General features: G+C 36.3%; 30 protein-coding genes. 11 read left to right on the top strand and 19 right to left on the bottom strand.

What is annotated here, in order from left to right; genetic code table 11:
* Positions 1–77 precede the first annotated feature (77 nt).
* Positions 78–755, bottom strand: coding sequence for a 16S rRNA (uracil(1498)-N(3))-methyltransferase (locus PHQ93_RS00450; protein ID WP_299939484.1), 678 nt, complete (start codon positions 753–755; stop codon positions 78–80).
* Entirely contained in the window at positions 746–1,153 is a 408-nt protein-coding gene (locus PHQ93_RS00445) for a hypothetical protein (RefSeq protein ID WP_299939482.1), read from the bottom strand. Before PHQ93_RS00445 ends, PHQ93_RS00450 begins: the two co-directional genes overlap by 10 nt.
* Before the next feature lie 37 nt (positions 1,154–1,190).
* Here PHQ93_RS00445 and PHQ93_RS00440 point away from each other — a divergent pair, with 37 nt between their 5' ends.
* Complete coding sequence (locus tag PHQ93_RS00440) at positions 1,191–2,411, top strand: molybdopterin molybdotransferase MoeA (protein WP_299939480.1); 1,221 nt, start codon at positions 1,191–1,193, stop codon at positions 2,409–2,411.
* Positions 2,412–2,634: 223 nt separating this feature from the next.
* Here PHQ93_RS00440 and PHQ93_RS00435 read toward each other — a convergent pair whose 3' ends face one another.
* The 7 genes from PHQ93_RS00435 to PHQ93_RS00405 form a co-directional block, all read right to left on the bottom strand.
* Positions 2,635–3,216: a 6-carboxytetrahydropterin synthase gene (locus tag PHQ93_RS00435; RefSeq protein WP_299939479.1), complete on the bottom strand. Its 582-nt coding sequence runs from the start codon at positions 3,214–3,216 to the stop codon at positions 2,635–2,637.
* Positions 3,216–3,974 carry a 7-carboxy-7-deazaguanine synthase QueE gene (locus tag PHQ93_RS00430; protein WP_299939477.1) on the bottom strand — a complete coding sequence of 253 codons (759 nt, stop codon included), beginning with the start codon at positions 3,972–3,974 and terminating at the stop codon, positions 3,216–3,218. Before PHQ93_RS00430 ends, PHQ93_RS00435 begins: the two co-directional genes overlap by 1 nt.
* Before the next feature lie 5 nt (positions 3,975–3,979).
* A complete protein-coding gene (locus PHQ93_RS00425) occupies positions 3,980–4,354 on the bottom strand; it encodes a PIN domain-containing protein (RefSeq protein ID WP_299939476.1) in 375 nt (124 codons plus the stop codon).
* Positions 4,351–4,593 (bottom strand): hypothetical protein, encoded by a 243-nt coding sequence (locus PHQ93_RS00420; RefSeq protein WP_299939475.1) that lies wholly within the window; start codon positions 4,591–4,593, stop codon positions 4,351–4,353. Before PHQ93_RS00420 ends, PHQ93_RS00425 begins: the two co-directional genes overlap by 4 nt.
* Before the next feature lie 99 nt (positions 4,594–4,692).
* Entirely contained in the window at positions 4,693–5,658 is a 966-nt protein-coding gene (moaA, locus tag PHQ93_RS00415) for a GTP 3',8-cyclase MoaA (RefSeq protein ID WP_299939473.1), read from the bottom strand.
* 151 nt (positions 5,659–5,809) lie between these two features.
* On the bottom strand, positions 5,810–6,451 hold the full coding sequence (locus tag PHQ93_RS00410; RefSeq protein ID WP_299939471.1) for an SHOCT domain-containing protein: 642 nt from the start codon (positions 6,449–6,451) through the stop codon (positions 5,810–5,812).
* Positions 6,452–6,590: 139 nt separating this feature from the next.
* Complete coding sequence (locus tag PHQ93_RS00405) at positions 6,591–7,832, bottom strand: hypothetical protein (RefSeq protein WP_299939470.1); 1,242 nt, start codon at positions 7,830–7,832, stop codon at positions 6,591–6,593.
* Between the two features lie 298 nt (positions 7,833–8,130).
* On the opposite strand from PHQ93_RS00405, the gene PHQ93_RS00400 reads away from it, so the two are divergent.
* Positions 8,131–8,595 carry an RDD family protein gene (locus PHQ93_RS00400; protein ID WP_299939469.1) on the top strand — a complete coding sequence of 155 codons (465 nt, stop codon included), beginning with the start codon at positions 8,131–8,133 and terminating at the stop codon, positions 8,593–8,595.
* A gap of 6 nt (positions 8,596–8,601) precedes the next feature.
* Here the strand turns inward: PHQ93_RS00400 and PHQ93_RS00395 are convergent, their stop codons facing one another.
* The 7 genes from PHQ93_RS00395 to mnmG all read right to left on the bottom strand — a co-directional run bounded on the left by PHQ93_RS00395 (position 8,602) and on the right by mnmG (position 14,802).
* Positions 8,602–8,874 (bottom strand): type II toxin-antitoxin system RelE/ParE family toxin, encoded by a 273-nt coding sequence (locus PHQ93_RS00395; RefSeq protein WP_299939467.1) that lies wholly within the window; start codon positions 8,872–8,874, stop codon positions 8,602–8,604.
* Positions 8,871–9,104, bottom strand: coding sequence for a hypothetical protein (locus tag PHQ93_RS00390; RefSeq protein ID WP_299939465.1), 234 nt, complete (start codon positions 9,102–9,104; stop codon positions 8,871–8,873). The genes PHQ93_RS00395 and PHQ93_RS00390 overlap by 4 nt, the downstream gene beginning before the upstream one ends.
* A gap of 185 nt (positions 9,105–9,289) precedes the next feature.
* Entirely contained in the window at positions 9,290–10,237 is a 948-nt protein-coding gene (locus tag PHQ93_RS00385; protein WP_299939463.1) for a c-type cytochrome, read from the bottom strand.
* 10 nt (positions 10,238–10,247) lie between these two features.
* Complete coding sequence (locus PHQ93_RS00380; RefSeq protein ID WP_299939461.1) at positions 10,248–11,462, bottom strand: cytochrome bc complex cytochrome b subunit; 1,215 nt, start codon at positions 11,460–11,462, stop codon at positions 10,248–10,250.
* Between the two features lie 12 nt (positions 11,463–11,474).
* Positions 11,475–11,999, bottom strand: a complete 525-nt coding sequence (petA, locus tag PHQ93_RS00375; protein WP_299939459.1) for a ubiquinol-cytochrome c reductase iron-sulfur subunit — start codon at positions 11,997–11,999, stop codon at positions 11,475–11,477.
* A gap of 59 nt (positions 12,000–12,058) precedes the next feature.
* Positions 12,059–12,925 carry a hypothetical protein gene (locus PHQ93_RS00370; protein WP_299939457.1) on the bottom strand — a complete coding sequence of 289 codons (867 nt, stop codon included), beginning with the start codon at positions 12,923–12,925 and terminating at the stop codon, positions 12,059–12,061.
* Positions 12,926–12,927: 2 nt separating this feature from the next.
* Entirely contained in the window at positions 12,928–14,802 is a 1,875-nt protein-coding gene (mnmG, locus tag PHQ93_RS00365) for a tRNA uridine-5-carboxymethylaminomethyl(34) synthesis enzyme MnmG (protein ID WP_299939455.1), read from the bottom strand.
* A 249-nt stretch (positions 14,803–15,051) separates the two neighbouring features.
* Here mnmG and PHQ93_RS00360 point away from each other — a divergent pair, with 249 nt between their 5' ends.
* Genes PHQ93_RS00360 through recQ form a run of 5 tightly spaced genes read left to right on the top strand, consistent with a single transcriptional unit; the run spans position 15,052 to position 18,684 of the window.
* A complete protein-coding gene (locus tag PHQ93_RS00360) occupies positions 15,052–15,738 on the top strand; it encodes a tetratricopeptide repeat protein (protein ID WP_299939453.1) in 687 nt (228 codons plus the stop codon).
* 33 nt (positions 15,739–15,771) lie between these two features.
* Positions 15,772–16,032 carry a hypothetical protein gene (locus PHQ93_RS00355; RefSeq protein WP_299939451.1) on the top strand — a complete coding sequence of 87 codons (261 nt, stop codon included), beginning with the start codon at positions 15,772–15,774 and terminating at the stop codon, positions 16,030–16,032.
* A complete protein-coding gene (locus PHQ93_RS00350; protein WP_299939449.1) occupies positions 16,019–16,294 on the top strand; it encodes a type II toxin-antitoxin system RelE/ParE family toxin in 276 nt (91 codons plus the stop codon). The genes PHQ93_RS00355 and PHQ93_RS00350 overlap by 14 nt, the downstream gene beginning before the upstream one ends.
* A 3-nt stretch (positions 16,295–16,297) precedes the next feature.
* On the top strand, positions 16,298–16,909 hold the full coding sequence (gene ribE, locus PHQ93_RS00345; RefSeq protein ID WP_299939447.1) for a riboflavin synthase: 612 nt from the start codon (positions 16,298–16,300) through the stop codon (positions 16,907–16,909).
* Positions 16,909–18,684, top strand: a complete 1,776-nt coding sequence (gene recQ / locus PHQ93_RS00340; protein WP_299939444.1) for a DNA helicase RecQ — start codon at positions 16,909–16,911, stop codon at positions 18,682–18,684. Before ribE ends, recQ begins: the two co-directional genes overlap by 1 nt.
* Here recQ and PHQ93_RS00335 read toward each other — a convergent pair.
* From PHQ93_RS00335 to luxS, 3 genes are read right to left on the bottom strand one after another with little or no spacing between them, the layout of a single operon-like run.
* Entirely contained in the window at positions 18,674–19,423 is a 750-nt protein-coding gene (locus PHQ93_RS00335; protein WP_299939442.1) for an MnmC family methyltransferase, read from the bottom strand. The two genes, recQ and PHQ93_RS00335, sit on opposite strands and share 11 nt — an antisense overlap.
* Positions 19,424–19,426: 3 nt before the next feature.
* Entirely contained in the window at positions 19,427–19,729 is a 303-nt protein-coding gene (locus PHQ93_RS00330; protein WP_299939440.1) for a hypothetical protein, read from the bottom strand.
* A 2-nt stretch (positions 19,730–19,731) separates the two neighbouring features.
* Positions 19,732–20,235 (bottom strand): S-ribosylhomocysteine lyase, encoded by a 504-nt coding sequence (luxS, locus tag PHQ93_RS00325; protein ID WP_299939438.1) that lies wholly within the window; start codon positions 20,233–20,235, stop codon positions 19,732–19,734.
* A gap of 176 nt (positions 20,236–20,411) precedes the next feature.
* On the opposite strand from luxS, the gene PHQ93_RS00320 reads away from it, so the two are divergent.
* From PHQ93_RS00320 to PHQ93_RS00305, 4 genes are all read left to right on the top strand, one after another.
* Positions 20,412–22,370 (top strand): methyl-accepting chemotaxis protein, encoded by a 1,959-nt coding sequence (locus tag PHQ93_RS00320; protein WP_299939436.1) that lies wholly within the window; start codon positions 20,412–20,414, stop codon positions 22,368–22,370.
* A 157-nt stretch (positions 22,371–22,527) separates the two neighbouring features.
* Positions 22,528–25,110 carry an EAL domain-containing protein gene (locus PHQ93_RS00315; protein ID WP_299939434.1) on the top strand — a complete coding sequence of 861 codons (2,583 nt, stop codon included), beginning with the start codon at positions 22,528–22,530 and terminating at the stop codon, positions 25,108–25,110.
* Positions 25,107–25,679, top strand: a complete 573-nt coding sequence (locus tag PHQ93_RS00310) for a chemotaxis protein CheB (protein ID WP_299939432.1) — start codon at positions 25,107–25,109, stop codon at positions 25,677–25,679. The genes PHQ93_RS00315 and PHQ93_RS00310 overlap by 4 nt, the downstream gene beginning before the upstream one ends.
* On the top strand, positions 25,679–26,455 hold the full coding sequence (locus PHQ93_RS00305) for a CheR family methyltransferase (RefSeq protein WP_299939430.1): 777 nt from the start codon (positions 25,679–25,681) through the stop codon (positions 26,453–26,455). Before PHQ93_RS00310 ends, PHQ93_RS00305 begins: the two co-directional genes overlap by 1 nt.
* The last annotated feature ends 50 nt before the right edge of the window (positions 26,456–26,505 follow it).

Below are 26,505 nucleotides of genomic sequence, written 5' to 3'. Positions count from 1 at the left end.
AACGTGCGAATATCTATATATTTTTTAAATCCGTATGGGTGCGGATTTTTACAAGCGGAATTTTACCAAAAATTATCTTAAAGGACTATTTTACTTGCAACTGCCAAAACAGCGCTCTCTGAACGCAAAACCATAGGAGTATCCAGCCTAAACCTCTTTAATGATGAAAGAAGTTCTCTCTCTTTAGAAGAGAAACCTCCCTCACATCCGATTAAAACAGTTTTTATATCGCTGTAATCCTGCAAACTGTTTTCACAAAAATCAAACACATTCGCATGGGGAAATTTATCTATAAACTCTTTGATATTTTTATATGTATCAAACTCTATATATGTGCTTCTTCCGCATTGCTGCATTGCGGCTTCTTGTATTCTCTCAAATCTTTTAAAATCAAGTTTAAAGTTTTTTTGACTTCTCTCACAAGCGATAAAAGATATTTTCTCCACGCCTATTTCACAAAGAGAGGGAAGAACCTTTTCTATGGAGTTTGAGTCTATAATGCACCAACCTATATGCAGAGATTTTTTGCTCTTTACCTCCGCTACTTTTGAAGAGATAAGCGATAACTCCGCACTTCTGGCTTCAACACTCTCTAACTTGTAATTATGCAAAATTTCTATATTTTGCCTTGCTCTAAAACTAAGCTCATCACCCTCTTTATGACGGCGGACTTTGATTAGGTATTTGTGTAAATCGCCTCTTATTTGGAGTGTTTGCGCTCCTGCTTCATCATCAAGTATATATATCAATGCCACATCCAAAATGAGATACTAAGCGTTACGAAAATTTCTAAAAGAAAAATTTTCAAGGCATACGCTCTATACTCTTTTACTGCATTTTCATCTTTTTTATTAAGATTTTGAAGCCCTTTAGAGCGCTTAACTTCAAGATAAATCAGAATCACGGCAAAAGTTATCATTGCAATATTTTGCACCGTAAAATCGAGATGCTTTGCAGCCATCATAACTACGCCCGTAAAAATAACCATACCTATAGTCGTTCCTACAATCGGCGTAAAAAGCGACATTGCCCTTGTGTATTTTGCTATATTTTTTATGCCCAATAGCATAAAAATATTTATTAAAATCACACCCAAAACCGACATAACACCCCAGTTATGTGTTACAATACTCATATCATACATTTCATTCATAGTGAAATCTTACAATAAATTTAATAAAAGAAGAAGCATGGCTGTTACGATAGAAGAAGCACTTAAATATATTTATAAAAACTCTATCCAAAAAGGAGTTAAGATAGTACCTCTTGAGCAAGCTTTAGGACATATATTAGCGGAGGAGATTATGGCAATGCATAATCTTCCCCCATATGATAACTCCGCAATGGACGGTTATGCAGTAAAGATTGAAGACGGCGGCAGAGAAGTTAGAGTAAATCATACGATTTTTGCGGGAGATAACTCAAGCGAAGAGCTAAAGGACGGATTTGCCATTAAGATAATGACCGGTGCAAAAATTCCGCAAGGGTGCGAGTGTATTGTTCCTATTGAAGATGCTTTAGTGTGTGAAGGCGGAGTAATCCTGCCGAATAATCTCAAAAAAAGTAGACATATCCGTCTATCCGGCGAAGATATTAAATGCGGAACCGTTTTATTACACAAAGGGCAAAGAATTTATGCACACCACATTACTATTTTAGCTTCACAAGGCATTAGCCATATCAAAGTTTATAAAAAACCAAAAATAGCTATTTTCGCTTCCGGAAACGAGCTTAAAATGCATTACGAGAGTGTTGAGTCGCATCAGCTCTACAACACAAACACTCCGACTTTTTTTGCAAGAGCAATAGAGCTTGGCTGCGAAGTTGATTTTATCGGGACTGCTTGCGATTCGCTTGAAGATATAAAAAAATATATTAAAAGTGCACTTGATAGCGATTTGATCATAACATCAGGCGGGGTAAGTGTAGGCGATGCCGATTTTACAAAAGAGGCGTTTGGAGCATTCGGTTATGAGATATTTTTTGACAAAATCGAGATTAAGCCGGGGAAACCGACAACTTTTGGTCGCGTAAAAGAGACTTTAGTCTTAAATCTCCCGGGAAACCCTCTAGCTGCCGCACTTAACTTTGAGCTATTTGCTCAAAGCATTATCTTAGCTCTTAGCGGAGATGAAGCAAAGTATATAAATACGATAGAAACAAAAATGGCAAATGAGTGCATAGTAAAAGGTGGAAGAAGAACGCTTATTCCCGGCTCTTTTGACGGTACCTCTTTTACACCGTATGAAAATTTCTCACCCGGAATGATATCACCGCTAGCAGTATCCAACTCTTATATAATAGTAGAAGATAATTGCGAAATTCTTAAAAAAGACAGCAGCGTTAAAATAATTCCGACAAGATTTAGTTTTAATTCTAAAGAAGTTGTTGATTTAATAAATAGGGGATAGGGGATAGGGGACAAGCCCCTAAATAAGCTAACATAGCTTAGTTGCAAAAATGCAAATAAGTAATATTGCGAGTAGTAGCTTATTCATAAAATCCCCCTTATATGTATTAGGGACTGTTTTTGCATAGACAAAAAAAAAGCCTAGAGGTTAATTACTCCCCTAGGCTTCAGCCCCACTATACATATAAAAGTTCTACTCGCAAAAAGAATTATACCATAATATTTCAAACACTCTGAGGATTAACAAACTCCTCACCCTTTTTTATCTTCTCAAACAGCTTGCAGTCCTGCCAGCTATTTTGTATCTCATCGCTAAAGATAATCTCATCCAAGTTTATAATACCCATGTTTTTAGAATAGGCATCTTCTCTAAAAGCTTGAGCATATCCGGTATCGGTCTCGTGAACTATTACGCTATGAAGCTTTACCTCTTTTTCTCCGTTTATAGTTGTAGTCAACTCCAAAAGTTTATCTATAAGCACGAAAATCAGACGGGAAAATTGCTCTGCAGAGGGAGAAACGGGGATAAGCACCCATCTATCAGAGTGTTTTTTCATATCTTCTATATACTCGCCCTCATCCCCGCTCCAAATAGCAACGGCATGATCAAAACTATCAATAATGGCTTTTATATTTTGCTTCATAAGTCCAAAGTCATAAACCATTTGACCGTTATCTAAAAAGTTTGAGGAAAAAAGAAGCTCTGCTTTATAAGAGTGCCCATGCAGAGAACTTCTACATCTAATCGTAGAACATCCTCTTACAATATGGGCATTTTCAAATTTAAAAAGTTTTCTAATTATCATCACACACCTTTGTTTTGATCCCAAATCCTGATATGAAGCCTATCACTAAAATTGTACCCTTTTGATTTGCAAAACTCTATAAGAGGTTCGGTATTTGCCTCAACTTCTCTCTTATTTCCGCCAATAGGCATACAGTAAACCTGTGTGTTTGGCGAATGTAAAATTATCTCCGAAATCTCTTCCTCAAGCCCCAAGTTTATAGACTCCGAATCAATTGAGAACTTGAAAAAAGCTTCTTTTGCATTTGTTGCAATGGAGTTTATGACATCGCCTCTAACTCTTTTACTAAAAGGTTCATTTGAATTTTCAAGCTTAACGGAGAGAGCAAAAATGCACTTTTTATAGATTGGGTATCGCCCAAAATCCACCCGCAGGGAACCGTTTGTCTCAAATGTTATTCTATGCCCGCCGGAGTGCAAAGCTTCCAAAAACTCTACAAAAATAGCCTCGCTTGCATAGATAAGCGGCTCTCCGCCCGTTAAGACGATATCTACTTTTTTGGGCAACTCATAAAGTTTTAAAATATTTAAAAGTTCATTTGAACTGTTTATGGGTATCCAGTTTTGTAAAAAATGCTCCTTGTTTACCGCATAGACCGTATCACATCCCAAAACTTTTGCGCCGTCTGCTGCCGTCTCTTGACAACCAAACCCCTCGCACTTCATATTGCATCCGCCAAAACGAAAAAAAAGTGACGGCGTACCTGTATACCTTCCTTCACCTTGGATGCTGTAAAAATGTTCGACTAAGTAAAGCATCTATATTAATCTTTCTTTGTATTTTCAATACATTTTAGAAGCTTTTTATCAAATGTTTTAATAGTGTTATTTGAAGAATATGCACAAAGCAAGCAATCCACAAAATCAATATTTTTTTCTTTAAAAATAGTTAAAGTCTTATTGATTATTTCTTCATCCAATGTAGAAATATTATTCAAAGATATTAACAAAATAAGCATATCTGAAACTTCTTCTTTTGAGATTTCATATACGCCTATTAATACATAAATTACTTCAGCTAAAACTTCATTTGAAATATACACATTTTGGTTTGTTAATACATCTTCGGCAATATTTGCCATTTCTACATTGTCGTTCATTAAATATCTGATAATATAGTTAGTGTCTATAAAAATCAAAAATTCTCTTTTTTATAGTTGTTAATTACATGTTTTTTTACTATTTCATCTTCTTGATCTATTTTTGAAATATCGCAATATCTGTGAAAAACACCTTTTAAATTATTTTGTGAAATTTTCTCATTCTCTTTAGCAATTTTTTTGTCATATACAATTTCTACATCAGCAGACAAATTTTTTAAAAAATAAATAATATTATTGTAAGCATTATCTTTTACATTTAAAGTCAATGTATGCATTTATCATCCTTTTTAAAACTATATTACTTAAAATTATATCATATTCATAACGCTTGGCATAAAATGGTTCCAAGCTTGATTTAAAATGGCAAAGCAGTTTCACCCGCCCGTCTCATAAAATGCTCTTGTTGAAACTTCACCCTCTTCACCGCCCCAGCGATTTTTTTCCGGTTTATTTCTTACGACTTCTCTTAAAACTTCGGCAGCAGCTTCAATATTTCCCTCTTTGATAGCTTTGCCTATGCTTAGCGCTTCATCAAAATATAAGCACGGTATAAGCTGACCTTCTGCAGTTAAACGGATACGGTTACACTGTTTACAAAAATCATCCTCATACGGCTCAATTATCCCAAACTTGTATCCATCTTTCATACGGTAGTAATGAGACGGTGATGAGCCGTCAAATCCCTCGTCAATAAACTCGTAATGCTCTCTTAATATAGCTAAAAGCTCGTTTGATTTTAGTCCGCTTATCTCTTTAGAGGCAAATTGATTTTCCATATATTCGATAAATCTAATCGACATACCTCGCTCTTTACAATACTCCAAAACATCTACAATCTCATCTGCGTTCATATTTTTCATAGGAACCATATTTACTTTTACTTTTAGTCCGACTGCCCTAGCCTCTTCAACACCCTCTAAAACATTCGCCAAAACATCTTTTTGCGCTATTTTTTGTGCAACTTCAGGTTTTAGTGTATCAATGCTTACATTTAAGCGTTTTAGTCCTGCATCTTTTAGCTTTTGTGCCGTTGATTTTAGCAGATACGCATTTGTCGTCATTGCAAGATCTATGTCGGGAGCATAATCAAAAATCATTTTTATAAATTTATCCAAATCTTCTCGCAACAGCGGCTCTCCGCCCGTAATTCTGATTTTCTTGATACCCTCGTCTATTGCTACTTTTACAAACAAGAAAAGCTCTTCAAATGTCAGCAGATTCTCTTTTGGCACCCATGAAAACGGTTTTTCAGGCATACAGTACTGACATCTAAAGTTACAGCGCTCCGTTACCGAGATGCGTAGGTAGTCAACTACTCTATTGTAGCTATCTATTAACATTATAATTCCTAAATTTTTTATAAATGTATTATATCTTTTGGAACTAAAATAAAGTTTGTACTGATGGGGAAATTTTGAAAATAGAAGAGAGATTCCAAGTCAAGCTTGGAATGACGGTTGGTCGTCACCCTGAACTTGATTCAGGGTCTAATTATTTAGTGATAATCTGAGATTTTAGAGTTTTAAACTCTTCTTCTGAAATAATGCCTTTCTCTTTTAGCTTGTAAGCTTTTTCTAACTCATCTGTTTTTGAAACCGAAGCGGCAACAGGTGTGCTTTGAACTACGCTCTCTTTAGCAGGCTCTTTTTTCTCTGCAAATATTGTCGCAGATTCTATCTCTTTTTCTACTATATTTTTAGAATTAGCACTTACAGTTTTAGCTATCTCTTTTTTTGCAACTACGCTTTGCGATTTAATAATATCAAATTTAGCGAAACCATCCGAGAAACTTTTAATTTTTAGATAATTAATATCTCCGGCTTTAAGCTCCAGTTTTATTGACTGTGCTTCTACGTCTGCTCTTATAGCAGTTACTTCAACACTCCCAGGCTTTAAATCAAGCGCTATATACTCATCAGCTTTTACATAGCCCTCTACATTTTTTCCATTTACTTTAATTTTATATGCATGATCTTTATTATTATCAGCTACACCGCTTTGCGATACTACATAAACATAAACAAGCGCTGCATCATCAAGCGGCTTTTGTTCTTTATAAGGTGACTTGGAGCCACATGCCGAAAACATAACGGCAACTGCCAGAAGAGAAGATAGAATAAGGATTTTTTTCATGATAACCGTCTTTTTATGAATTTATATGATTATACAAGAATATTTTTAAATTTAACATAAACGAGGATTTTTGCAGAACCCCCAAGCGTTCGCTTGGGAGAGATGTGTCATGCTAAGATGACGGGGTTACTATAAAATATTAGAAATTTAAAGCAACGATGAAACGAGCGTAGAATCCGCCAGATAAATCATCTGTCGCATTATCTTTGAAACTACGGTGCATTAAGATAGCAGTTGTACTGAAATCACCGAATTTGTCAGTTAAGAATAAGTCAACTTCTGTTGTCTCTTTTGCAGCTACTGAATCATTTGTATTGTTAACAGCTTGTAGTGCAACACCAGTTGAGCCAACTTTTGTAGATACTTTAGCTTTAACCGCTACTGAATCATTTTGTGCTACATAAACACCGTCAGTATAAACACCCTCTGTTGGAAGAGAAGATTTTTTGCCGCCTGTAGAAACGTTAGCTACATTATGACCACCATCTTTGCTTACAGTAGATGCTGCTGCAAATAAATCAAAATCTCCAACTTTAGTACCAGCGCTTAATGCAAATGCATTTGTGCTGTCTGCATTAGCTTTAACATCAAATAGTGTAGCATAAGCTCTAAGGTTGATATCTGCTACTTTTGTACCAGCGTCTACCCAGTAAGCGTTAACCACTGTTCCGCCTGTATATCCAAGAGGACTACTAACTTCAACAATACCATTAGTTCCAGTAGCATTTGTGCTAGCAGTTGTACCAACAGCATTACTGATATGTGTATACCAAGCATTTACATCAAATGCATTGTTTTTATAAAGTGCTCCAGCTACAAGTGCACCACCAAATATTTGATCATTTACATTTCCATTAACTTTAAATGAAGCTGAATTGTCTTGACCAACATACATACCAACTAAAGATAAATTCTCAACTGATTTGTTAGTAACCACAGCTGCGTTAAATGTGTTTGGAAGTGCATTCCAAGTTTCTGTAAATAGGAACGGAGTATTTAACTCTTGTTTACCAAGTTTTAGTGTAGTACCAGCACCCATTGGAGCAGTAACATAAGCTTCACCAACAAACATATCGCCGTTTGTTACTTCAGTACGGTAATTATTAATTAAATTACCCTCTAAGCCCATAGAAGAAGATTGGTATACTGTAGCACCAAATCCAACATTACCTTGTTTACCTGTCATACCAAGTTTGAAAACGATTTCCCCTGATGAATCAGTCTTGTTAAAAAGGTTACCTGGGTTTGCAGCAGTATTTCCCGCATTGTCAGTCTCATACCAAAGTTTTGCTTGACCGCTAACTTTAATATCTTCTAAAGCGCTAGCTGCTGTAGAAAGTGCCATTGCTGCAACAGCAACCGATAGTATAATTTTTCTCATTTATTTCTCCTGTTTTTTGTCTATTAATCACCCATATAGAAGTGATGCATAAATAATATTCGTATTACTTATACATCACTTCTTACTTATGTGAAAGTTCTGACTTGGCATATTCTACACCCCTAATTTTTAAATTAAGTTTAAATGAAGCCATTTGTAGACAATTTGTTTACCATTTGTTATTAATTGTACAAAATGGGACGTTTAGTTACACAAAAAATGTTATTTTAGATTCCAAATGACCAAAAGGAATACACTTGCGGTATAAGTTTGGAATCTAATTTGCTATAATTGCATCATGAGATTTAGAAACCTGAAAAAAAACAAAAAAACAATAGAAACAAAAGAGTCGTTAAAACTTATATATGCCCCTTATAGCTATAGGGTAAAAGCTTTTATAACAGATTTGTTTATGATATATGCTCCTATACTTTATCTGATTACTTATGTGGCTATGAACGGCAAGGATGATTTTCAGTCATCACAACTTGCTCCTTTTGCCGGAGTGGCTTTATACGGGGTTATTTACGCACTGCTTTTGAATAAGTTTGGACAAACTCCCGGTAAAAAAGCTTACGAGATAAAAGTAGTCGATGATAAGAGCGGAGAAAATCTAACTTTTGTTAGAGCGATTTTTAGGTTTGTTGCCTTTTTATTTACGGCAACAACTCTTTTAGGACTATTTGTTCCATTTTATAGAAGAGACAAAAAAGCTCTGCATGATTTGATTTGCCAAACTTTAGTGGTGGCTGTTAAGAAGTAGTAACTTTTATTCATATATATCTTTGCGTTTGCCTATCCTTAAAATCAGCAGTATCAAATTTCCATCTTCTATGCGAAATATTGCTCGTATTTTTCTTGCAATAGTATATCGGTATTGCCCTTCAAATTGTGTGCCTTTTAATTCGCGTACTTTTTTTGTTGCTTTTAAAACTTCAAAATTATCGGCAAGGTACTCAATTTTTTTAGCCACTAAAGTTCGCTCAGGTGCGTTAAAATCTTTTAAGTCTTTAACTGAGTGTTCTGAGTAGCGTATTTTCAAAGTTCGATGCCTAATTCTCTATAAACATCTTTGCTATCATAGGTTTTCATCTTACCTGATTTTATATCTTGTGTAATTTTATCGGCAACAATACCGTCAGTATAATCAAAATAGTAATCTAGCGCTGCCTCTACTACTTCTTTTTGGGATTTATGCAATGCTGCTGCTACAATATCAAGTTCTTTGACAATATTTTCATCTAAAGAAAATAGTTTTTTTACGCTTGCCATTTTAAACGCCCTTTATATATTAGTGGATATCTAATTGTATATACAAATCAGCTGTTTGTCAAGTTAATATAACAGATGTGCGATTAGTTTGGAAGACATGGTTTAGTTTATGGCGATATTATGTTTGATTTTTTAATGACGAAGATAAAAAGCCTGCCTCAAAAGAGGCAGATCATTTTAGAAGATTAGTGTAAATCTCTCCACACTTGTTTTTTCCATAGAAGAGCGAAAACAGCAAATATAATAGAGTAAATTAATACCATTTTACCTACTGACTCTCTTTCATGTCTTTTTGTATCGCCTGCATCTTCTAGGTACTCAATAACTTTCCCTGCAGAATCAGCTGTAACACCTACTCTTGGCATTGCAGTACCTTCAAGGTGAGCTTGAGGGTTCTCAATGAATGTAGTGATAAAATGCTCACCGCGAGAACGAATGTACATTGAAAGATCCGGAGGCAATTTACCCATATATTTTGTAAGTGCTTCTTGGTATTCTAACACTTTAATGTCAAATGCCAAAGAGTCTTTTTCAAATTTAAATGCAGGTTTTTCACCGATTTGAGTCCATTTCTCATAAGAAACCGAGTGACATCTACCGCAAGCATTTTCATATGCCATTTTAGGAGTAACTTGGTTTGGCTTTACAGCGATTGACTGTAAGTAAGAAACCATATCTGCTACTTCTTGATCTAAATCTCCGCCTGCACCGTAGAATGCAACCATCGGATGCATTTTGCCTTTTGCAGCATCAAATTTATGCTCAACTTTTAGAGCATGTGCCGGATTTTTAATCAAATCAGCTAAGAATTTAGCGTCATAAATAGCACCTGCATTACTTAAATCTGGTGGGTTTACACCGTAAGTTTGTGCAGCAGTTACCGCATCAACGGCAGCAGGCATTCCAGCTTTTTCGATTGAGTGACAACCAGTACAAGCAGCAGCACCCGCTACTAAATTTTTACCGTTTGTAGCATCACCGGTTTTTGTAATCGGTGCTAAATCAGCATAAGTAAAACTTTGACCGTCTACATGTTTATGCATTACTGAGTGTGCATACGGCTCAACTAACCAATAAGTTAGGAGAGTAAAAGCAACAACAACAACCAATATTAAAGGTTCTTTATTTTTCATCCTATTCTCCTTACGCTTTTTTTTCGTTCATAGTTATAAATGGAAGTGCTATCCATAAAACTATAAATGCTAATGCAGCAACTAAACCTATAGTACTGAAAATACCCTCTGGAGGTAGTTTACCCATAGCTGTTAGTACAATCATATCTATTAAAAGCGCCCAGAACCAAACACTAAATGCACCACGACGACTTGCCGGAATAGCATTTGGACTTCTGTCTAAGAACGGTAATAACATAAAAATAACTTGTGCAAAACCGAATGCTATTAGACCGATATTAACAGAGAACGGACGAAGAATTTCGTACGACCATAGGAAATACCACTCAGGGTAGATATGCGCAGGAGTTTTAAGTCCGTCTGCAGGATCAAAGTTTACAGGGTCAAGCGCGAAACCGTATTGGAAAAATACAAGGTAAAAGAAGAAAATCAAGTAGAAACCTACAACCATTAAATCTTTACTCATAAAGTCGTTTGCGAAACGCATAACTTTTGAGCCTGCTTTGTCGCCTGCTAAATATTTTTTGCTCTCTGCATCGAAATCAATCTCTTCACCGTCTTGGTTGTTAACATGCGGTATACGAAGAGTAGCGAAGTGAAGCCCGATAAGTCCCATAATTGCTAAAGGAAGTAAAAGAACATGTAACATAAAGAAACGAGTCAAGAATGCTTGAGCAGGAACATAATCCCCACGAATCCACTCAACTAAACCATCTAAATGCAATCCTCCAAGGCTGAAAATGTTTGTAATAACCATACCTGCCCAGTAACTCATTTGTCCCCATGGAAGCATATAACCGCTAAACGCTTCAGCAGAGAATGTTACAAATAGAAGCATACCTGAGATCCAAATCATCTCACGACCCTTCTTATAAGAACCGTAGTAAATACCCGTAAACATGTGGATATAGATAACTAAGAAAACAACAGACGCGGCAACACCGTGAACATGTCTCCATAACCAACCAAAGTCAACATCTCTCATAATAGTGTAGTTTACACTATAAAACGCTGTTCTTACATCCGGTTGATAATACATCAACAAGAAAATACCTGAAACTAAAAGTAGTGCGAATGTGATTGCAAGAACCATACCCATCGCCCACAAGAAGTTAATGTTTTTTGGAATCCAATACTCGGATGCCATAACTTTTTCAACTTTTTCAATTGCTAAACGTTGGTTTAACCAATCTTTAACACTTGTTGCTTCTGTAAAATGTGCCATATTTTTCCTCCTTTACAGCGTTATGCCGCTATCTTTCATTTTTTGGTATTCCGGACCGACTTCGCCAAGAACTAGTTTAGTACCCTCAATTTTAAATGGAGGAATATCAAAAGCACGCGGTGGCGGAACTTTTGTAACTTCACCTGCCCAGTTGAACTGTCCACCGTGACATGCACAAAGGAATGACTCTTCAGCAGGAATATATGCCGGGATACAACCTAAGTGTGTACACAAACCGATAGCTAACATAAAGTGAGCATCGCCTACAACGATATCTCTAGCTTTTTGGCTCTCTGTCTGTTTTGCAATCATTGCTGCTGTTTTTTTCAAAACGAAGATTGGCTTTCCTCTCCACTTTTCTGTTATTAATTCACCCTCCGGATATATTGACATATCTAGAGTAGTAAAACCTGCAGCTTTAACGCTTGGAAGCGGGTCCCAAGACTTTTTCATTGCAACCAATGAACCAACTGCACCAACACCTGCTACGGCGCCAAATGCTTTACCCATAAAACCTCTACGGCTACTGTTATGCATGTTTGCTCTCTTTCCTGTAAAATAAAAGGCTGATTATATACTAAAATAGTTTTAATTAATTATAAATTTAAGCTATTCTTTATAAAAATTGCTACTTTTTCGCAATTGTGTTCCATTTTGAAATAGTTATGATTATTTATTGAGTTTATAATATCGATAAGATACGCTTTGTCATAATTTTTCACTATAGGTATATTTAAGCTCTCAAACAGCTCTAAAAAATTTGTCGTATAGTCATCTCTTTGCACATATACTGGCTTTGAACCGGACGCGAGAGACTCTAAAACGGCTTGCGGTGAAGCAGATATAAGAATTTGCGATTTTTTAATAGTCTCATCATACTCTTCAAACTCATAATGATTTTTAAATCTATTTTTTAACATATCTTCATAATCAAAAAAGTAGTAGAAACCAAGCTGCAGATGAGGGTTTAAGCCATCTACAAACGCTAAATGTTTCTCTAAATCTTTCTCATAATCATCATCGCCGAAAAAATATGACAATTTGATTGTTTTTTCTTCTTGTTTAAAATATTTCTCATCTACAACAATAGTGTTACAAATATTCTCACCGCTCAAATATGTAGAGATTAGAAACTCATTATCTGCTTTTTTATCATTTTTGTCATCGCTTATTCGAATAAAAGTAGAAAAATATTTTCGCATATCGTCTAACATGAAAGGATTTGCTTCATCGGAATCAAAAATGATTTTATCGCCGTGATTTGCTATTTTTGGGATATTTCTAACATCATCTATGCCGACAGAGTTCTTAACTCCAAAATCTCTTGCTTGATGAGCTATACGAAAATCCGAACAAAGCAGAGTAATGTCTACATCTCCCAAAGCACGGATAATAGTACATGCTCTTCTAAATCTATCAAGCCCTATTCTGTGACCCGTATGGACATAATAGAATATTTTCACAACTATCTCTTTTTTTGTTCGATTTTTATAAATATATGCAAAATTTCAATTGCTGCGGGGGTTATTCCGCTGATTTGCGATGCTGCTTGAAGTGTCGGCGGATTGAACTTCTCTAGTTTTTCTACTATCTCTTTGCTTAGTCCGCTTATCGTTTTAAAGCTAAAGCTTTGCGGAATTTCTACTTTGAGATATTTTTTCATTTTCTCTATCTCTTGAGCTTGTTTTTCAACATAACGAGCATATTTTCCCTCAACCAAAATTTCCTCTTTTATGTACTCGTCATACTTGTCAAACTGAGGAACGATTTTTACCATCTTTTGTATATCAAAACTCTTTCTGGCAACGAGTTGTTGCGCGGTTATACTATCGCTTATTTTCTCTTCGCCGATTGACTCTAAAAATGCTATAAACTCTTTGTTTGGGGTAAATGTAGTCTCATTTAAAACTCTCAAACCCTCTTGAATCTGCTCATCTTTAAATACGACTCTCTTATAAACATCATCACTTATTAGTCCTATTTCATGTCCGTAACGGCTAAGTCTGGTATCTGCCGACTCCTCGCGCAAAAGCAGTCTGTACTCGGCGCGAGATGTGAACATACGGTAAGGCTCTTTTGTTCCTTTTGTAACCAAATCATCTATCAAAACACCTATGTAAGCTTCATCGCGGCGCAAAATAAGAGACTCTTTGTTTTGCAGGCTAAGCGATGCATTTATCCCCGCCATTAGTCCTTGAGCGGCTGCTTCTTCATAACCTGTTGTTCCGTTAATCTGTCCTGCTAGATAAAGTCCTTTGATTTTTTTAGTCTCAAGAGAGTGTTTTAACTCTCTTGGGTCCACAAAATCATACTCGATAGCGTATCCGTAACGAACAATTTTTGCATTTTCCATACCTTTAACGGAGTGAATCATCTGTTGTTGAACATCAGGCGGAAGAGATGTACTCATACCGTTAATGTAACACTCGGTATTTTCAAAAGTTTGCGGCTCGATAAAGAGATGATGTCTGTCTTTATCGCGAAAACGGTTGATTTTATCCTCTATACTTGGGCAGTATCTCGGTCCAGTTCCCTCGATTTGACCCGTAAAAAGCGGTGCGCGGTAAAAATTGCTCTCTATAATATTATGAGTGTTTTCGTTTGTGTAGGCTATGAAACACGGAACCTGCTTTTTAGTTTTTCTAAACTCTTTGCGGTCGGTTCTAAAGCTAAACGGGCTTGGAATCTCATCGCCGTCTTGTCTCTCCATAACGGAAAAATCAATAGATGAAGCATCAACTCTGGCACATGTTCCTGTTTTGAGTCTTCCCATCTCCAAACCGCACGCTCGAAGCGATGCACTAAGACCTTCACTGCTCTGCTCGCCAAATCGTCCGCCTATCTGTTTTATCTCACCGACATGGATAACACCACGCAAAAATGTTCCGCTTGTGATGATTACTTTTTTAGCGCCGTACTCGTTTAAAAGGTTAGTTATGACACCTTTTACTTCGCCATCTTCAACGATAAGCGACTCCGCCATCTCTTGAACAAGGTCAAGGTTTGGAGTGGTTAGGATTTTGTTTCTGGCGATTACACGGTATCTGTCCATATCGATTTGAGCACGACTTCCGCGAACGGCAGGACCCTTTGTCTCATTGAGTATACGAAACTGTATCCCCGCTTCATCGGTTATAAGTCCCATTTCTCCGCCCAACGCATCAATCTCACGCACCAAATGCCCCTTTGCCAAACCGCCGATTGCAGGGTTACAGCTCGTTGCACCGACATTTTCCGCCAACATAGAGATTAGCAAAGTTTTACTACCCATTCTTGCACACGAGAGAGAAGCTTCTACTCCCGCATGTCCACCGCCGATTACTATTACATCATAATTCATACACTGCTCCGTCTATCTTAAAGCGAATTTTATCATTTTTGAGTATCATTTGAACACTGATGTTGTACTCTTTTGCGAAAAAGAGTGCTCAATCCCTCTCAAATCTCAAAAAACTTGTTTTTTCTAAAGAAACTTCGTTTTGTAGCTTTAGGGGGTTGCAAGGGACTTTAGTCTCTGCCTATAAATGGGCTTTGCTCATTTATAGCATAAAATCAGTTCAACAATATATTTTAATATGGTTTAAAGAAAATGATAAAAAAAGCACACGAAGCATATAATAAAAAAGATTTTAAAACTGCACTCGAACTCTATACGCAATTGTCAAATAGCGGCGATGCAGATGCTATGACATCGTTAGGATACATGTATCAAAATGCTCAAGGGTGTGAGAAAAATGATGCAAAGGCGCTAGAGCTTTATGAGAGAGCGGCGGAGTTAAAACAACCATATGCCCTTTATAACTTAGCAATTTTATACATGAACGGGCTTGGCGGAGCCACACATAACCAGTTTAAGGCTCATGAACTCTTTATGGAAGCGGCAATCAGAGAAGTTCCGCCCGCAATGTATGAAGTTGCTCTTATGCTTGAGAGAGGCTTGGGATGTCTTCAAAACTACTCGGAGGCTGCTTTTTGGTATGAAGAGGGAGCTAAACGAGGACATCTGCAATCTTTTAACAATTTGGGTGTTTTATACAAAGAGGGGCACGGCGTAGAGAAAAATGAGGCAAGATGTTTTATCTGTTTTAAAAAAGCGGCTGATGGTGGTTTGGCTGAAGGGCTTTACAACTTGGGGCTGCTTTATGATCAAGGCATTGGGTGCGAACAAAACCATGATACGGCACTTGATTTATGCCGAAAAGCTGCCTACAACGGACATGCCAAAGCAAAAGAGATTATAAAAGGTCTTCAAGATGAGGGCAAGATTGTATTTTAACTATGATACAATTTTATAAAAAGGAAGAAAATTATGCAAATAGCTATAAATGTAAACGACTCTTCAATCGCTAATAAAATTCTTAACTATTTAAGTGATTTTAAAAATGACATAGTTGTAACATCTTTTGAGAGCGGCAGCTTTGATATACAATTTCAAAAAGACAAAGAGACTTTAAGTAAACAAATAAATGATTATAAAGCTGGCAAGGCAGAGCTTTTGGATGAGAAAAAATACGATGAAGAGATGAATTTGTTTATATCTAAATTAAAAGAAAAATATGCAAATAACTAAAGATGTAAAATTTTTAACCTCTCTTCAATCTACCCTAGAGTTTATTGCTAAAGATAGTTTAAATCAGGCTCTTTTATTTAATAGCGAACTAAATAAAAAAATTGATGATTTGAAGTTTATGCCATTTAAATTTAGAAAATCGCTCTACCATTTTGATGAAAATATCAGAGATTTAATATATAAAGGTTACTGTATACCATATTTGGTTGAAGATGAAAAAATAGTCATCTTAAATATTTTTAAAAATAATCAAGAGAGATAGTAAATGTTCACAGGATTGATACGCGAAATAGCACATGTTAAAAGTTTAGTCGGAAGTAAACTTACTATTCGTGCTAAACATAAAGCAAAACTTGGTGATTCTATCGCCATAAACGGGGCTTGTTTGACCGTTATAGAAGTTTTAGACGACGGTTTTAGCGTTGAGCTATCTCCTGAGAGTCAAAAGCTTTTGGCAATGGAGAACTACAAAAATGAAGTTCATATAGAGCCTGCAATGATGATGGGCGATAGATTTGAAGGACATATCGTGCAAGGACATGTGGACTGCCTCGGAGAAATAAAAGAGATAAAAAACAGCGGAAACTCTTTTGATGTTTTTATAAAGGTTGATAAAAAATTTATCCCTTACATTATCCCAAAAGGCTCAATAACTATTGACGGCGTTAGCTTGACCGTAAACGATGTATTTCCCGATAGTTTCAGGCTTACCATCATTCCTCATACGATGAAAGAGACGCTTTTTAAAAACTATAAAAAAGGCTCACTCATAAACATAGAAACGGATATGTTTGCAAGATATGTCGCACATATCATCTCTCATAAAAAAAATAGCCTCACATGGGATGATGTCGACTCTATATCAGCTAGATATTAATGAAATATGCTGCACTAAAAAACAATTTTGGACATAACAGTTTTAGGGAGCTTCAAGAAGAAGGTGTGGATGCTATATTAAGTGGGCGTGATTTGCTGATGATTCTTCCGACCGGTGGCGGAAAATCGTTAGTTTATCAACTTCCGACTATTTTAAAAGACGGCATAAGCATAGTCATATCGCCCCTTATCGCACTTATGCAAGATCAGGTATCTGCCCTAAAAGCTCAACGAATTAGTGCTGATATGATAAGTTCGGCTCAGAGTCGTGATGAAGTAGATGAGATAATTCAAAAAGCCTATAATGGCGAACTGAAATTTTTATATCTCTCTCCCGAGAGACTCAACAACCAAGCAACGATTGCTATGCTAAGAGGGTTAAATATAAACTTTTTTGTAGTCGATGAAGCTCACTGTATCTCTCAATGGGGACATGAGTTTAGAGATGATTACAGAGCTTTGGGAAATCTAAGAACAAATTTTCCAAACACTTCAATTTGCGCTTTTACCGCAACTTCAACCGACCATGTAACCGATGATATTTTAAGAGAGTTAAGACTTGAAAATCCACTGCTTTTAAAAGGCAAAATCTTTCGCAAAAACATCTTCATCTCAGCGCAAAGAAGAGTCAGCAATGGGCATTTACAGCTCAAAGCCTTTTTACATCGCCATAAAAATGAGAGCGGAATTATATATGTAAGTTCAAGAAAAAAAGCTGAAGAATTAAGCATTTATCTTAACACAAACGGCTATAAATCACTCCCTTATCATGCAGGACTGCCTCAACATGTAAGAGAGCAGAATTTTAAAATTTTTGTAAACGACAAGGTAAATATTATGGTCGCAACCATCGCTTTTGGGATGGGGATAGATAAAAGCGACATCCGTTTTGTAGCTCATATGTCGTTGCCAAAATCACTTGAAAACTACTATCAAGAGATAGGCAGGGCAGGAAGAGACGGTGAAGACTCAGAAGTTCTTTTGCTTTTTAATGCAGGAGATATTGCCCAGCACAAAAGATTTTTAGATGAGATACAAAATGGCGAGTACAAAGAGCATTTAGCTCAAAAAATAGACAAGATTTACAAGTATGCAACAGGCGAAATCTGCTTTCATAAACAGCTAGCCGAGTATTTTGACGATACTCTTGATGAATGCATGGATAGATGCGATAACTGTATGCAGGGTGATGCGAAAAAACAGAGCATCACCAAAGAGGCGCAGATGATACTTAGTGCTATCTATAAAACAGAGCAAAATTTTGGAAAAAACTACATTATCGACATACTCAGAGGCTCAAAAGAGCAAAAACTTTTAGCAAACGGTGCAGACAGACTCTCAGTTTACGGCATCGGAACAGACTTAAGCAAAAAAGAGTGGTTTGTTGTTTTAGAAAGACTTTTGGAATTAAAAATCCTGTTGCTTGGCGAATTTAGCGTTTTAAAACTCACCCAAGAAGCGGCAGATATTTTAAGGGGTAAAAAAGAGCTCTTTATAAAATCTTCAAGACTTGAGATAGCCGTTAAAGAGAAAAAAGTCAAAAGAGATGAAGCGGTAGATTTTGATGAAGAACTTTTTGAGAGACTCAGAATCAAAAGAACTCAGATGGCAAGTGAGCTGAAAGTTCCTGCATACATTATTTTTTCAGATAAAGTGCTTAAAAATTTAGCTTCTAGCAAACCTTGTGACAAAATAAGCATGCTCGAAGTTAACGGTGTCGGAGAAAAAAAGTTTGAGCAGTTTGGAGAGCAGTTTTTAGAGGTTATCAATCCCTAAGCGAAACCGCATCCGGATTACACTTTATCTTATGTTCCATATCTACGCCCGTAAACCCGTTAAGAGGGCTTAAAGAGGCAACTGTTGCATCTCTAAAGCCATCTCCGCTGTTTATATAAACACTAAAACCGTTTTCATAAAGAGCCAATCTTGTCGGAAGTGCGATTGAGTATGTAGTCACTACGCCGTCTTCTTTTATGATGTTTTTAATGTCGCTAAAATACTCTTTTGTCCACAAAGATGGATTTGCCGAGGGAGAGAAAGCATCTTGATAAACTATATCAAACTTGGCTTTTGGAAATTTTTTTATATACTCTCTGGCATCGCCTAAAAAAAGCTCTATATGCAGATTTTCATCGCTGTAAACTCCATTATTTACGAGTTCTATAATAATATGCCTAAGCTCGTCAAACTCTTTTGGATAGTTAAAATTCGCCAAAAATTTTACTAGAGCGCCATCAAGTTCGGGTGAGAAAATATTTAGTTTTGAAGTAAAAGAGTTCTTTTTATGGTAATAAATAGTTGCTAGAGTATTAAAACCAAGACCAAAACAGATATCTAAAATATTTAGCTCTTTAGAGTCCTTTTTGATTTTAAAGGCAGGTTCTACATGTTTTATAAGCGATTCATAAAGCGCACCGTCTTTCGTGGAGTGGTAATGTTCACCGTACTCTTTCGAGTATGCGGTATAGCTCCCGTCCCCGCTTAAAACCATCTCATGCAATTGACTATCAAACATCGGTTAATACGCCAATTCATTAAGCTCTCTAAATAAAAACGCTTCCATAATATCATCAATGCTTCTTTGCGTATGTGCTACAAGAACCATCATACCAAGTTCAATAAAAGGCCAGACATATTCAGTGTCATCCATCACGATAAGCACTTCGCTAAAATTAGAAAATGCGTCTTTATCTTCATTAAACGCGACCTCGACGACTTCGCCCTCTTCTAAAAGAATCTGAGCCCAGCTTTTTACATCATTTATTTTTGAGATAGTTCCCTCATCGCTATCTTGAGTATCCATCGGAATTAAAATATACATACTCATCCTACCTTTGATTCATCAAGTGCCAACGCATCGTTGTCCATCACGCCGATACCTCTGCTTAAAACTTCCGAAGCTATCTCTTTTGCGTCTTTTAGCGAGTGCATCTTATAAGTTCCGCACTGATAAGCATTTAACTCGGGAATATCTTTTTGTTCTTTTACTTTGAGTATATCTTCCATAGAAGCTCTCCAAGCGTCCGCTACGGCTGCCTCACCCGGAGTGCCGATTAGGCTCATATAAAAACCGGTGCGACATCCCATCGGAGAGATATCGATAATCTCCACTTTATCGCTATTTAGATGATCTCTCATAAATCCTGCAAAAAGATGCTCCAGTGTGTGAATCCCCTCTGAAGATAAAATCTCTTTGTTAGGTCGAACAAATCTCAAATCAAACACCGTTATATCATCGCCCCTTGGCGTCTTCATACCCTTTGCACGGCGAACTGCGGGTGCGGGCATAATCGTATGGTCTACTTTAAAACTATCTAGTAACGGCATATGTATTACCTCTATTTTTTAGTTATTGTATCGTTTTTTTATCGCATAAAAAATAAAAAGGTGTATATAAAAATCATTTCTTTAGCTAAACTAAATTATTTTAAGTAATATTAATTATAAATAAAAACTTTTATGTTAGAATTGCTTAGAAAAAGAAATTAAAGAAAGAGAAGTTAATGAAAAACTTAAGCATAAAAGCGAGATTGTCGGTTCTAGCAATAGTTCCTATTATAGTTATTTTAGCGCTGTCCGTCGGCAGAATATTTTATGACATCGGCATAAAAGAGAACCTTACAATCACAAAAAACCGTATTTTGGAAGTCGAATCTTTAGCAAAAGCCATTCACTTTATGCAGATAGAGCGAGGACTGAGTGTCGGATTTAGCGCAAGCAACGGTACAAAAAACAAAGATATGCTGCCTGAGATAAGACAAAAAGTAGATAGTGCAGTCGGCGAAATAAGAGAAATTTACGCAAAAACAAAAGGTGATAGTTCCGTTTTAAACAACTTAAGCGAACTTACTCAAAAAAGATCTGCCATAGACAGCCTCTCCATGAGTGCACCGGATGTCGGAGCTTACTACTCCAAAATTATCGTCTCTATTATAGACAGTGCTACGATAATACCATCTCTTATGGATGACAAAGAGGGCAGAAATACCATTCAGGCATACACGCACTTAGCTTCGGCAAAAGAGCAGCTTGGACAAATCAGGGCAAATCTAAACGGCGCTTTTACAAAAGACGGTTTTGCCGGAAATACCCTACTTAGCTTTGGCGGAAGCGTAGGTGCTTATAATGTAAATTCAAGAAAGTTTGCTACTTTGGCTCCGACAGAGTTAAGCAAATTTTACGAAAGCACATTTAAAGGAGACGCTGTTGATAAAACTTTTGCCATGATTGGTATCGCACAAGCAAAAGGCGCTGCCGGCGGATTCGGTGTTGAACCGTCTGTTTGGTTTACAAATGTTACCACTTCGATTGACTTGCTTAGAAATGTAGAGCTTGAGTTGTATAAAACCGTCTATAAGTCGGTGGATAAAAAGATAGAAGAGTCTTCTCTCAATATTATGCTTTTGATGGCAGGATTGATTATCGGCATAACTCTTTTTGCATCTTTTATATGGTATCTTACAAAAGTATCTATCTCTCAACCTATAGAGAACTTTAAAAATACTTTATTAACAATCAGCACAAACCATGATTTAACCATAAAAGCAGACGAAAACGCTCCGCTGGAACTCTCTCAAATGGCAAACGGTTTTAATGCTCTTATAAAAACATTAAAAGAGCTTATAGAGACTTCAAAGCAGAGTTCAAGCGAAAATGCTTCCATCTCACATGAACTCTCTACAACGGCTATGGGAGTAGGAGAGAATGTCGAGAAGTCTGTTGTGGTGATAGATGAAGCTACCAAAAAAGCAAGCGAGATTAAAGATGAGATTCAAAGAGCAATTTATGAGGCGCAAAACAGTAAAAAAGATATCATCAGAGCAAATGAAAATCTAAATCGTGCTAGAGACGAAATAGTTAATCTTGCTGCTAAAGTTCAAAGCAGCGCACAGCTTGAAGTGGAGCTTTCACAAAGAATGCAAACACTCTCACATGATGCAAATGAGGTTAAGAGTGTTCTTGAAATTATCTCAGACATCGCAGACCAGACAAACCTGCTTGCACTTAACGCCGCAATCGAAGCAGCAAGAGCAGGCGAACACGGAAGAGGATTTGCAGTTGTTGCAGATGAAGTGCGTAAACTTGCGGAGAGAACTCAAAGAAGTCTTACGGAGATAAACGCAACCATAAATGTAATAGTCCAATCTATCGTAGATGTAAGCGGACAGATGAGTTCTAACTCAGATGATATTCAAGAGCTGGCAGATAGTGCCGCAGATGTTGAAGAGAAGATAAACGAGAGCGTATCGATAGTAAATGAAGCAGTTCGTGCAAGCGATAGAACGGTAAGCGACTTTGAAAAGACGGGAAGAAATGTAGAGTCCATAGTATCTCAGGTTTCTCAAATCAATGAAATATCTTCAAAAAATGCAAGAAATGTTGAAGAAATTGCAGCGGCAGCCGATCATCTAAACTCTATGACTGATGAACTGCATGCAAAGCTTGAGATTTTTAGGACATAAAGAGATTGCCGCGTCGCTTCGCTTCTCGCGATGACGGTCTTGGAGATTGCCACACTTGTCATTGCGAGCGAAGCGCGGCAATCTCTATTTGCTTCAAAAACTCCATGCAACTAAAACAGAAAGATTAACTAATGTACAGTCAAAGAATTTTTCAATAATGAACTTAAATCTAAAATCAAAACTGCTCTTTTTATCAATCATACCTCTGCTTTTTGTTATAGTTTTATCATCTATAATTTTATTTGAGCTTTTTGATAACAAAAAAAATCTTGAACTTACAAAGTATAGAATCCTTGAAGCAGAAGCGATATCTAAAGTTATCCACTATATGCAGATAGAAAGAGGGATGACGGCAGGATTTATCGCAAGCGAATATTTAAATAGCAAAGATGACAAACTTTTATCGGCGATGGATGATTTGGACAAAGCCATAGATGAAGCAAAATTCATATTTTTACATATTTCACAAAACAGCAGTAGTCATATTTTAGATGTACTTGAAAGTATTAGAACAAACAGAAAAAGTATCTATCTTCTAAATATGTCGATTTCCGATGCTAAAGATTATTACACCAAAAATATAACAACTCTTCTTAATTTTATCAAAACCATACCGACAACTATGAATACTAAAGAAAACAGAACACTTATAGCCGCTTATAACGACTTATCAACGGCTAAAGAGGCATTAGGACAAATCAGGGCAACTCTAAATGAAGTCTTTACTACCAACAAATTTTCAGATAATCTTTTTTTATCTTTTGCCGGTAATTTAGAAATATACAAATCAAACAGTGACGATTTTAAACTTATTTTGCCTGCGGAACTGCTTACTTTTCATAATAATAACTTCAATCACCCTGCCATCGAAGAGACATTTCAAATGATTCGCGATGCCGTAAAAAATAGAGGTAGCCGAAACTTTAATACTTCGGCATCTCTTTGGTTTGAAAAAGCGACCGAGTCTATCAACCTGCTTAAAAAAACCGAAGATGAACTTTTTAAACATGTAACCAAATCGATAAACGAAAGGCTGGATTCAATTTTTTATAAAATAGCCCTTCTTATCTTCTCTTTAACCGTTACCGCCGTTTTAATTACTATTTTAATGGTATTTGTTATAAGAAAAATACTCTCATCAACAAGCATGCTGGAGAAAGAATACGGCAACTCTCTTTTGCTCTTAGAGCAGTATAAAACAACTGTTGAAAAAAGCTTTATCGTCACAAAAACAGATGCAAAAGGTATTATCACTTATGTAAACGGTGAGTTTTGCAAGATAAGCGGATATTCAAAAGAGGAACTATTAGGAAAACCGCACAATATAGTCAGGCATCCGGATACGCCAAAAGAGATATTCAAATCTATGTGGCATACGATAAAAGAGCTAAAAGAGCCGTGGTCTGGCGAGATACAAAATCGCAATAAAAATGGCACTTCATACTGGGTAAAAGCTATTATAAATCCCATTATGAACAGCAACGGCAAAGTAGTAGAGCATATCTGCATCAGATCAAACATAACGGAGATAAAAGAGGCATCAAATATTGATTTTATGACGGGTTACGGAAACAGAACAAAGTTAAACAACGATATAAGCAAACTGCAAAATATCTCTTTAGCAATTTTTAATCTTGATAATTTTAGACAAATCAATGATTTTTACGGGCATGAGTTCGGAAATAAAATCATCATCTCAATCGCAAATAAGATACACAGCTTGATTTTTGATGATGAAAATTTAAGATTTTATAGGCTTCAGGGAGATGAATTTGTAATTTTATCTACCTCTTACTCCAAATATGCGTTTGAATCGGTAGCAAAGAGTGTTTTAATAAGCATAAATGAGAGTATAAACATAGATGAAGAGCAGATACTGACTTCTTGCAGCTGCGGCATCTCTTTTGAGGACAAAGAGCATATTTTATCAAGTGCAAATATGGCACTAAAGATTGCAAAAAGAAGCAACTCAAATTTATTAGTGTACAACGAAGATATCTCTCTCAATAATGAGTATAAAAATAACTTACACTGGGCTAAAAAACTCTCCGATGCTATAAAAAAAGAGAACATCATCACCTATTATCAGCCAATCGTAAACAACTCAAACTTAGTGCATGAAAAGTATGAATCATTAGTACGAATGAGAGATGAAGATAAGATTATAGCTCCGATTTTCTTTTTAGAAGTTGCTAAACAGACCAGACAATACTTTGACATCACAAAAGCTGTAATTCGCCAATCATTTGAGATGTTTAAAGATAAAGATATAGAGTTCTCCATAAATCTATCCATCAAAGACATATTAGAAGTTCAAATATTTAACTATATTTTAACGATGCTTCAAGAGTATAACATCGGACAAAAAGTAGTTTTTGAGATAGTAGAATCGGAATCAATCGAAAACTTTGAGGGTGTCATAAACTTTATAAATCAAGTAAAAAAATATAACTGCAAAATAGCGATAGATGATTTCGGTACGGGATACAGCAACTTTGAGTACCTCATAAAACTCAAAGCCGACTACCTAAAAATAGACGGCTCGCTTATCAAAAATCTTGATAAGGATAAAAATGCTTTTATAGTCGTCTCAACAATAGTTGAATTTTCAAAAAAACTTGGCATGAAGACAATAGCAGAGTTTGTAGAAAATGAAGAGATATTTAAGATAGTAAGAGAGATGGGAATCGACTACTCCCAAGGGTATTACTTTTCTGCAGCGAAAGAGAGTTTGGCATGAAAATGCCTAGCAAAATAGTTATTATAGGCGCTTCTACCGGAGGACCCAAGCAGATAGAAAATATCATTAAATCACTCTACAAGCTTTATGATACAACCGTAATTATCGCCCAGCATATGGCAGCGGATTTTATACCGAGTTTTATCAAAAGGCTTCAAGAACACGGCATCAACCCCGTTACTCTTGCTAGCAATAACAGTGTAGTTGAAGCCGGAAATATATATATCTGTTCAGGTATGACTTGTATAAAAAAACATGGTTATGAATTAAATTTTAGCGTTGAACCCTCAAAAGAGCATAGATATAATCCCGATATAAACTCTATCTTTAAATCCATCGCTCCTTTTGCAAAAGAGATAAAAATATTAGGAGTTATTCTAACAGGCATCGGCGACGACGGGGTGGAGGGATGCAAGGAGCTATCGCTTATGGGTGCTTCAACCATAACCCAAGATGCTCAAAGCGCCATAGTTGACGGTATGCCGTGCAGGGCAAGAAAAGAGATTTTAGACATTGAAGTATCGGATATAGAGGGAATTAGAGAAAAAATAAAGGGGTTTTGCAGCTAATGTTTAGTTTTTTTAGAAAAAAAGAGGCATTTGCTAACGAAGCGAAAGAGGATTTGGCACAAGACTATAATGATGTAAGAGCAGTTGCCGTATATTTTAAAGATGAGACGGGCGTGACATTTGACAAACAAGAGTCTATCTTAAAAAACAAAGTAACAACTTTTTGTAAACATAGAAAAATCGGCTCATTTATAAAACTTCTTGAGAAAATAAAATATAACAGTGAGCTTAAACAAGAGCTTATCGACGCACTTACAACAAACGAGACATTTTTTTATAGAGAGTTTAAACAGATAGAAGAGCTTGTAAAACTTGTAAAAATTGCGCATAAAAAAGTAGATATTTTATGCGCACCCTCTGCTACCGGCGAAGAGCCTTACGGAATCGCCATAGCTCTGCTTGAAGCCGGCGTGGCTCAAAGCAGTTTTTGCATAACGGCAATTGATATCAACTCGGATGCCATAAATAGAGCAAAAGAAGCTATATACAAAGAGAGAAATGTAAGAAATTTATCTGCGCAAATAATTGAGCGATATTTTACAAAAAAAGAGAATCTCTATGTTTTAAAAGATAGCGTTAAATCGCTTGTGGCTTTTAGGACGCTAAATCTATTTGATCCGTCATTTGCCGCAATAGGGAAGTTTGATTTTATATTTTCAAGAAATATGCTTATATACTTCGATAAAGAGACAAAATTAAAAGCTAAAAATATACTGGAGAGTTTGAGAAAAGACCCAAATCAAGAGATATTTTTTGGACATGCGGATTTGTTTTAAGATTTTAAATAGATTGCCGCGCTTCGCTCGCAATGACAAGTATAAAATAA

Origin of the sequence: Sulfurimonas sp. (assembly GCF_028714975.1) — a bacterium.
Taxonomy (GTDB): Bacteria; Campylobacterota; Campylobacteria; order Campylobacterales; family Sulfurimonadaceae; genus Sulfurimonas.
The sequence above is the reverse complement of the archived record's forward strand: the minus strand, read 5'-3'. Positions and strand labels throughout refer to the sequence as shown.

Bases quoted from the DNA above. Each gene is read 5' to 3' on its own strand.
- PHQ93_RS00445 (WP_299939482.1), bottom strand. From the start codon at position 1,153: ATGAATGAAATGTATGATATGAGTATTGTAACACATAACTGGGGTGTT.
- PHQ93_RS00440 (WP_299939480.1), top strand. From the start codon at position 1,191: ATGGCTGTTACGATAGAAGAAGCACTTAAATATATTTATAAAAACTCT.
- PHQ93_RS00435 (WP_299939479.1), bottom strand. From the start codon at position 3,216: ATGATAATTAGAAAACTTTTTAAATTTGAAAATGCCCATATTGTAAGA.
- PHQ93_RS00430 (WP_299939477.1), bottom strand. From the start codon at position 3,974: ATGCTTTACTTAGTCGAACATTTTTACAGCATCCAAGGTGAAGGAAGG.
- PHQ93_RS00420 (WP_299939475.1), bottom strand. From the start codon at position 4,593: ATGCATACATTGACTTTAAATGTAAAAGATAATGCTTACAATAATATT.
- moaA (WP_299939473.1), bottom strand. From the start codon at position 5,658: ATGTTAATAGATAGCTACAATAGAGTAGTTGACTACCTACGCATCTCG.
- PHQ93_RS00410 (WP_299939471.1), bottom strand. From the start codon at position 6,451: ATGAAAAAAATCCTTATTCTATCTTCTCTTCTGGCAGTTGCCGTTATG.
- PHQ93_RS00405 (WP_299939470.1), bottom strand. From the start codon at position 7,832: ATGAGAAAAATTATACTATCGGTTGCTGTTGCAGCAATGGCACTTTCT.
- PHQ93_RS00400 (WP_299939469.1), top strand. From the start codon at position 8,131: ATGAGATTTAGAAACCTGAAAAAAAACAAAAAAACAATAGAAACAAAA.
- PHQ93_RS00390 (WP_299939465.1), bottom strand. From the start codon at position 9,104: ATGGCAAGCGTAAAAAAACTATTTTCTTTAGATGAAAATATTGTCAAA.
- PHQ93_RS00385 (WP_299939463.1), bottom strand. From the start codon at position 10,237: ATGAAAAATAAAGAACCTTTAATATTGGTTGTTGTTGTTGCTTTTACT.
- PHQ93_RS00380 (WP_299939461.1), bottom strand. From the start codon at position 11,462: ATGGCACATTTTACAGAAGCAACAAGTGTTAAAGATTGGTTAAACCAA.
- petA (WP_299939459.1), bottom strand. From the start codon at position 11,999: ATGCATAACAGTAGCCGTAGAGGTTTTATGGGTAAAGCATTTGGCGCC.
- mnmG (WP_299939455.1), bottom strand. From the start codon at position 14,802: ATGAATTATGATGTAATAGTAATCGGCGGTGGACATGCGGGAGTAGAA.
- PHQ93_RS00360 (WP_299939453.1), top strand. From the start codon at position 15,052: ATGATAAAAAAAGCACACGAAGCATATAATAAAAAAGATTTTAAAACT.
- PHQ93_RS00355 (WP_299939451.1), top strand. From the start codon at position 15,772: ATGCAAATAGCTATAAATGTAAACGACTCTTCAATCGCTAATAAAATT.
- PHQ93_RS00350 (WP_299939449.1), top strand. From the start codon at position 16,019: ATGCAAATAACTAAAGATGTAAAATTTTTAACCTCTCTTCAATCTACC.
- ribE (WP_299939447.1), top strand. From the start codon at position 16,298: ATGTTCACAGGATTGATACGCGAAATAGCACATGTTAAAAGTTTAGTC.
- recQ (WP_299939444.1), top strand. From the start codon at position 16,909: ATGAAATATGCTGCACTAAAAAACAATTTTGGACATAACAGTTTTAGG.
- PHQ93_RS00335 (WP_299939442.1), bottom strand. From the start codon at position 19,423: ATGTTTGATAGTCAATTGCATGAGATGGTTTTAAGCGGGGACGGGAGC.
- PHQ93_RS00330 (WP_299939440.1), bottom strand. From the start codon at position 19,729: ATGTATATTTTAATTCCGATGGATACTCAAGATAGCGATGAGGGAACT.
- luxS (WP_299939438.1), bottom strand. From the start codon at position 20,235: ATGCCGTTACTAGATAGTTTTAAAGTAGACCATACGATTATGCCCGCA.
- PHQ93_RS00320 (WP_299939436.1), top strand. From the start codon at position 20,412: ATGAAAAACTTAAGCATAAAAGCGAGATTGTCGGTTCTAGCAATAGTT.
- PHQ93_RS00315 (WP_299939434.1), top strand. From the start codon at position 22,528: ATGAACTTAAATCTAAAATCAAAACTGCTCTTTTTATCAATCATACCT.
- PHQ93_RS00310 (WP_299939432.1), top strand. From the start codon at position 25,107: ATGAAAATGCCTAGCAAAATAGTTATTATAGGCGCTTCTACCGGAGGA.
- PHQ93_RS00305 (WP_299939430.1), top strand. From the start codon at position 25,679: ATGTTTAGTTTTTTTAGAAAAAAAGAGGCATTTGCTAACGAAGCGAAA.